Annotated in this window: 7 protein-coding genes and 2 pseudogenes; 3 read left to right on the top strand and 6 right to left on the bottom strand. The window is 36.8% G+C overall.

What is annotated here, in order from left to right:
- Positions 1–206: 206 nt before the first annotated feature.
- A complete protein-coding gene (locus tag FC70_RS02420; RefSeq protein ID WP_057889455.1) occupies positions 207–446 on the bottom strand; it encodes a hypothetical protein in 240 nt (79 codons plus the stop codon).
- Positions 446–1,237, bottom strand: a complete 792-nt coding sequence (locus FC70_RS02415) for a ParA family protein (RefSeq protein WP_057889454.1) — start codon at positions 1,235–1,237, stop codon at positions 446–448. Before FC70_RS02415 ends, FC70_RS02420 begins: the two co-directional genes overlap by 1 nt.
- A gap of 1,102 nt (positions 1,238–2,339) precedes the next feature.
- Between FC70_RS02415 and FC70_RS02410 the strand changes: the two are divergent.
- From FC70_RS02410 to FC70_RS09310, 3 genes and pseudogenes are all read left to right on the top strand, one after another.
- A pseudogene (locus FC70_RS02410) lies at positions 2,340–2,681 on the top strand (replication initiator protein A); the annotation flags it as partial.
- A 261-nt stretch (positions 2,682–2,942) separates the two neighbouring features.
- Positions 2,943–3,224, top strand: a complete 282-nt coding sequence (locus FC70_RS02405) for a type II toxin-antitoxin system RelB/DinJ family antitoxin (RefSeq protein WP_002819873.1) — start codon at positions 2,943–2,945, stop codon at positions 3,222–3,224.
- Entirely contained in the window at positions 3,214–3,720 is a 507-nt protein-coding gene (locus FC70_RS09310) for a hypothetical protein (RefSeq protein ID WP_039107120.1), read from the top strand. The genes FC70_RS02405 and FC70_RS09310 overlap by 11 nt, the downstream gene beginning before the upstream one ends.
- Here FC70_RS09310 and FC70_RS02395 read toward each other — a convergent pair.
- The 4 genes and pseudogenes from FC70_RS02395 to FC70_RS02380 all read right to left on the bottom strand — a co-directional run.
- Positions 3,710–3,988 carry a hypothetical protein gene (locus tag FC70_RS02395; protein ID WP_057889452.1) on the bottom strand — a complete coding sequence of 93 codons (279 nt, stop codon included), beginning with the start codon at positions 3,986–3,988 and terminating at the stop codon, positions 3,710–3,712. The two genes, FC70_RS09310 and FC70_RS02395, sit on opposite strands and share 11 nt — an antisense overlap.
- Positions 3,989–4,010: 22 nt before the next feature.
- Positions 4,011–4,220 (bottom strand): hypothetical protein, encoded by a 210-nt coding sequence (locus FC70_RS02390; protein WP_057889451.1) that lies wholly within the window; start codon positions 4,218–4,220, stop codon positions 4,011–4,013.
- A 281-nt stretch (positions 4,221–4,501) separates the two neighbouring features.
- On the bottom strand, positions 4,502–4,867 hold the full coding sequence (locus FC70_RS02385; protein WP_057889450.1) for a hypothetical protein: 366 nt from the start codon (positions 4,865–4,867) through the stop codon (positions 4,502–4,504).
- Between the two features lie 12 nt (positions 4,868–4,879).
- Positions 4,880–5,086: pseudogene (locus FC70_RS02380) on the bottom strand (site-specific integrase); the annotation flags it as partial.

The following is a 5,086-nucleotide window of genomic DNA, read 5'->3' as shown; positions in this document are numbered from 1 at the left end:
GGCATAGGACAAAAAAGTCTCTATTTAAATTGTCTATTTTATTGACAGGGGACCAATCCTATTATACGGACAATTTAAGCCATATTTAAATACCATTATGTAATATATTACAAAGTACAAGTTACTAGTTACATGTGCCAAGTAACAAATTACAAGTAACAAATTACTTGTTACAAAAAAATAAGAGTAAATAAAAAGGACAAACTTTAAAGCTCATCCTTATATTGTTCCCTAAGTTTTAACTGCTTAATACCAGCCTCAAGTATGTTATCAAGTACATCTACTTTTTTTGTGCCAGTTTTAAAGGAAATTACATTAACTAGGTCATATTTACTTTCTCTAATACGTAAAGGCTTTGTCTTTTCATCTTTAGCAAAAGGACTATCACGGTTCTCAAGCTTATCCTTAACATTCAATTGATCTAACAAACTTTTCTTTTCAGGCATTATTTAACCCCCATTCTGCTTAGTGCTTCATCTAGTACAACTGTGTACATATGAAGAGCTCTTTTATCCCATAAATCATTATTAGCAATTCCACTACGACCAAAACGCTTAACACGTTCCCGTTGATAAATGTTTTCATGGAAGAGGGCAACCCCTAGAGTGTCCTTAGCATCATGGATTATTTCTTGATCAACATTACCATCAATCTTAACGAGGTACTGAAGCACTCCTACAAGATCAAAATTAACTTCATAATTATCAGCATAGTTTTTCTTCAAGTCCTGAATGTACGAAATGAACTTCAATGTACTAGAGTAAGATTGTTCCTGTGTTTGCAGAATAGCAATAACCCAATCAGATGCTAGAATAGCATTGTTCGTATAATCTGATAGTGTAGGGGGAGTATCAATGAAAATAAAATCGAAGTCATCCTTAACACCTTTTAGGAGAGAACGTAATAGGAAGCGTCTTTCTTCCTTCTTATATTCCTCTAACATATCTGGGAGCATGCTTAAATTCCAGTCACTCACGAGCATAGATAAATTATCTGTGAATTTTGTAATTGAGTTAGTTAAGTCAAACTTCTGTAATCCATCAACAAAGCTAACTTTGGGTCTCTCTATTTGATCTGGGTAAGTCTTTTCAATTATTTCACCAGCATTACCCTGTGGATCAAAATCAACTAAGAGAACTTTGTAACCACGTTCAGCTAATAAATAGGAAAACATTACATTAGACATTGTTTTCCCAATACCACCTTTAAAGCCGTTGCATGTGACAATTTTAGTCATAATTACCCCGCTTTCTTTGTAACAAGTATCGAGATTCTAAGTAGATAATAACCTAATATTCCCGATAATACAAGGCTATAAGCTAATTTTTATTTGTAACAAATTACAAGTATCAAGTTACAAATTACAAATTACATGTGCTTTGTTACAAGCAATGGCCAAATATCAGCGTTTGTTTTTTAAAAAATCATTTACAAGTGATACTATTGTATGGTTTAATGTAAGAGTAATAAAAAAGCCCTAGCTAATTTGCGTTAGCTAAGGCAATTGAATATACAAAAGAAGCCCCGCGACCATCTACCTTCGCGGGAACCACAAATAACCATGTATTAATTGTAAGGTCTAGGCTCCAAAATTGCAAGTCTTGACATTCAATTGCTTCTCGCGGACCATTCTAGGGGACAAGCTAGAGTATAAATATTAAGGGGACACGTTTACCGGTGCGACTTCAATAACAACCGGTTATATCACATAAGCAACTACCTCGTGTTGTGGGTGATGAATGGTGATGACCACCAATAAGGGTCAGGGCGGTTTACTGGTGCTTACGAGCACGGTGGCTGTATTCAATGCTTACAGGGCAGTAATTGTAAGGGAATACAGTTTGTCGAAGAGACAGCAGCTACGAGGTTAACTAGAATACGTGAGACGGCCGATCGGTCAAGTAGCAGTTAAGTTGTACTCTAGTGCGACGCTTATTTTTTTATTTAAAATTTGCTCGTGACTAGGGTCCAACTTTGCCATTCACCGCTCAACCAACCTCTCAATCAAGTAGGGGTGACCCACTAAGTCAACTAATTTGAGGAAAAATACATATGAAATTTCACTAACTTTTCTAAAAGAAGAATCCTATTAAATCAAGGTTTCGTATTGTTACTTGACCTATACCAATTTCATTTCACAAAGTTGTAAAATAAAGAGCCCACAACCACACGGATTGAGCGCTTTACTTTGTTTAATTTTGCATTATGTGAAGTAGAAATTGGTATACTAAAAAAGGCTCCCGGTTTAACACTGGAGGCCTTTTTTCTAGGTTACATATTTTGAGGATGAATGTTTTTATCTTCGTAGCTTTTACTCGGGTGCTGTAACATGATGAATATTGCTTGGTTTTTGGTGCCGTACCCCGCAACAGATGCGTCGCTTCATTGGCATTATCTTAAATGCTAAGTACCGAGTTGAGAAAGATCACAAAGATATTGGTGTCATAATCCCACTTGATGATGAGGATCTGAAACCTTTAATGACTAAAGCCTTGAGACGCTACTTTAACGCCCTGAGAAGCAATGAGAAGCACATCAAGAATGTTGAGAACTACTTATACGGCACCATGCAAAACCTATTTGGCGTTTGGTGGAATAAACAAGCGGCTAGAGAATATGCGGCCAAACACCCCGAAGAAGAAACGCCGGCCGACAACGACAACAGTGGGTTGTACTACTAGTCCTAAAAGGCTGCAAAATCCTTTCTAAGCGGTTTTAAGACTTACTAACCTATATTTATACTTAAGCTAGATTTAAATGGCTTAAACATAAGAATAGGGGCTTTTAAATGAGCGCCAGAGCTAACCAGGCTAACCAGCTCAAAAGTTCAGCCTTTAGATCAACGCCAAGCTCAAGTGATTTGAGGCCAGGGCTTTATCTATTGGTAAGGTACTCAAAAAGTAGTATAATGGTAGTGGTAAAAGAAAGGAGATGAGACAATCATGGCAGTTAAGGAAAAGAAACGGGTCCAAGTCAAGATTGATAAAGATTTGGCCGATGATACCGAAGCAGTTTTAAGCGAATTGGGCTTAAATCCAACCACGGCCATTAACATGTTTTACAAGCGGATTGTTGCTAATGGTGCTTTACCTTTTAATGCGTCTTTAAGCGAAGAAGAAAGAGCTAATTTACGCTTTTTAAAGGCGACCGAAGGGACACCAGTCACCGAGTTCAAAGACGCTAAAGAGGTCGCTGATTGGCTCAACGATCCAGATGAGGACTAATGACTTAGTCAGCCTATACGTTAGTTTTGTAGAAACTAACGGTGGCAAGTCTCGGCCAATTTTAATTCGTCGGGTATCAGAACAGACGGTCGAGGCTTTTAAAATTACTAGTCAGTATGAAAAGAAGTCGGCTTATATCAAGCAACAATATTATCCTATTCAAGATTGGCAATCCGCTGGGTTGAAGAAACCTTCCTGGGTCGATCTTGGTAATATTTATCGCTTTCCCAAAGCCGGTTTAAACTTTAAAGAAATCGGTCATTTAAGTAAGCTAGATCAAAATAAAATTTCAGATTTTACGCTTGACCTAAAATCAAAAAGAAGAGGTAAGGGTCAAAAGATAATTCAACAGCGATCAAGTAAAAGGAAGCACAAAGAAAGTAAAGCAGAGCTTACACAAAGAATTCAAAAACAGTTAAAAGACTTTGCTAAACACAATCCAGAAATTAAGCCAAAAAACAATCCTGAAAATAAAAACGATCGGCCTAGTTATTAGGTTGATCGTTTTTTAATTTATCCGGTTTATGGGCGTTGACATAGTCAGCGAATGTTTTTAAAAGTTCTTCGGTTTGTTCAACCGAGAGATTATCAGCTTGAAAGTATTTTTCGAGCAAAGCCCCTTTTTGAATTAATCGGCGAGAACGGGCTTTGCGGTCTTGCCGATTTTCATAGTATTTAGATTGCCGTAATTTAAAATCTTCCCGCTCAATTTTTTGTTTTAAACGCGCTTGCTGCTCGACTAGTTTTTCATATTGATTAGACATGGAATTTTCCTATCTCGTATGGCTAATGATCTACGGGCTTTACCTTTAAAAATTCAGAAAATCGCTTGGCTAAAAGCTTAATCTGATCGTTAGACAAATTAGCATAATCTAAATTGGCTTGACTGATGATTTGTTTACCTAGCCGTTGTTCAATCTTATTTTTTTCAGCTTTAATCTTTTGATTAAGCTGTTTTAATTTAGCTTCTTGTTTTTCTAAGCTGATTTGAGACATAACGATCCCTCTAATCATATTAAAAATAATCACCGACACTATATCATAAAGAGAATGTTAAGTCAAAGTATGAAAGTTGAAATAGCGAAGCGGAAGGCATAAACTAAAAGTAAATTCAGGAGAATCAGTAGACCGAGTAAAACGAGGTCAATGCGCACTTACACCCTTGACACTTGTCAAGGGTAGATTTAATACCCATCGAAATGGGTATTATTTGTATTAGAAGGCTAGCGCCAACTATAAAAAACCTAGAGTAAACCCTCAAAACCTAGAGCTGAATATCAAGATTGATCAATCACATTGCGAAGGATCCAATGACTATAAGCAAGACGAGCACTGGGAGTTATCACCCAGGGGTGATTAATTTCAAAAATTTGAATTTCAGTTGCTAAGTAAAGTGGCGTCTTACCATGATTAAAAGCAAAAACGGGTTGCGGAAAATCAGGCTTACTAGCAACTTGATGAATACTTTGACGAGAGTTCATCTGCCAACGAATTTTTAAATCTTCACGCGACAATAATTTTGGCAGGTGTGTTTTTTCAATTTGAGCTTGTTGTTGCAACTTTTGTGTAAACTCTTGTTTAGTCTTGTTTTGATGCCAATCATCAAAAAGATCATACTTGTTTGATTTAAAATCTAAATCCATAAAGCCAGCCTCCTAACCAAAATCAATTTTATCCAGCATCGTTTCAGTACTAGCCTGGTCTAAGCCTAAATAAGCTAAAGTCATTGCTTCACTGGAATGATTTAGCAAATTCATGACCAAACCAATATTATAATTAGATTGTGTGTAGACGCGATAAGCCCCGGTTTTGCGCATTGTGTGGGTCCCTAGATAATTAATTCCTAACAGATCGCCAACCTT

It is taken from the genome of Paucilactobacillus oligofermentans DSM 15707 = LMG 22743 (assembly GCF_001434315.1).
GTDB lineage: Bacteria > Bacillota > Bacilli > Lactobacillales > Lactobacillaceae > Paucilactobacillus > Paucilactobacillus oligofermentans.
Note: the sequence above shows the minus strand (reverse complement) of the source record. Positions and strands in the feature narration are given on the sequence as shown.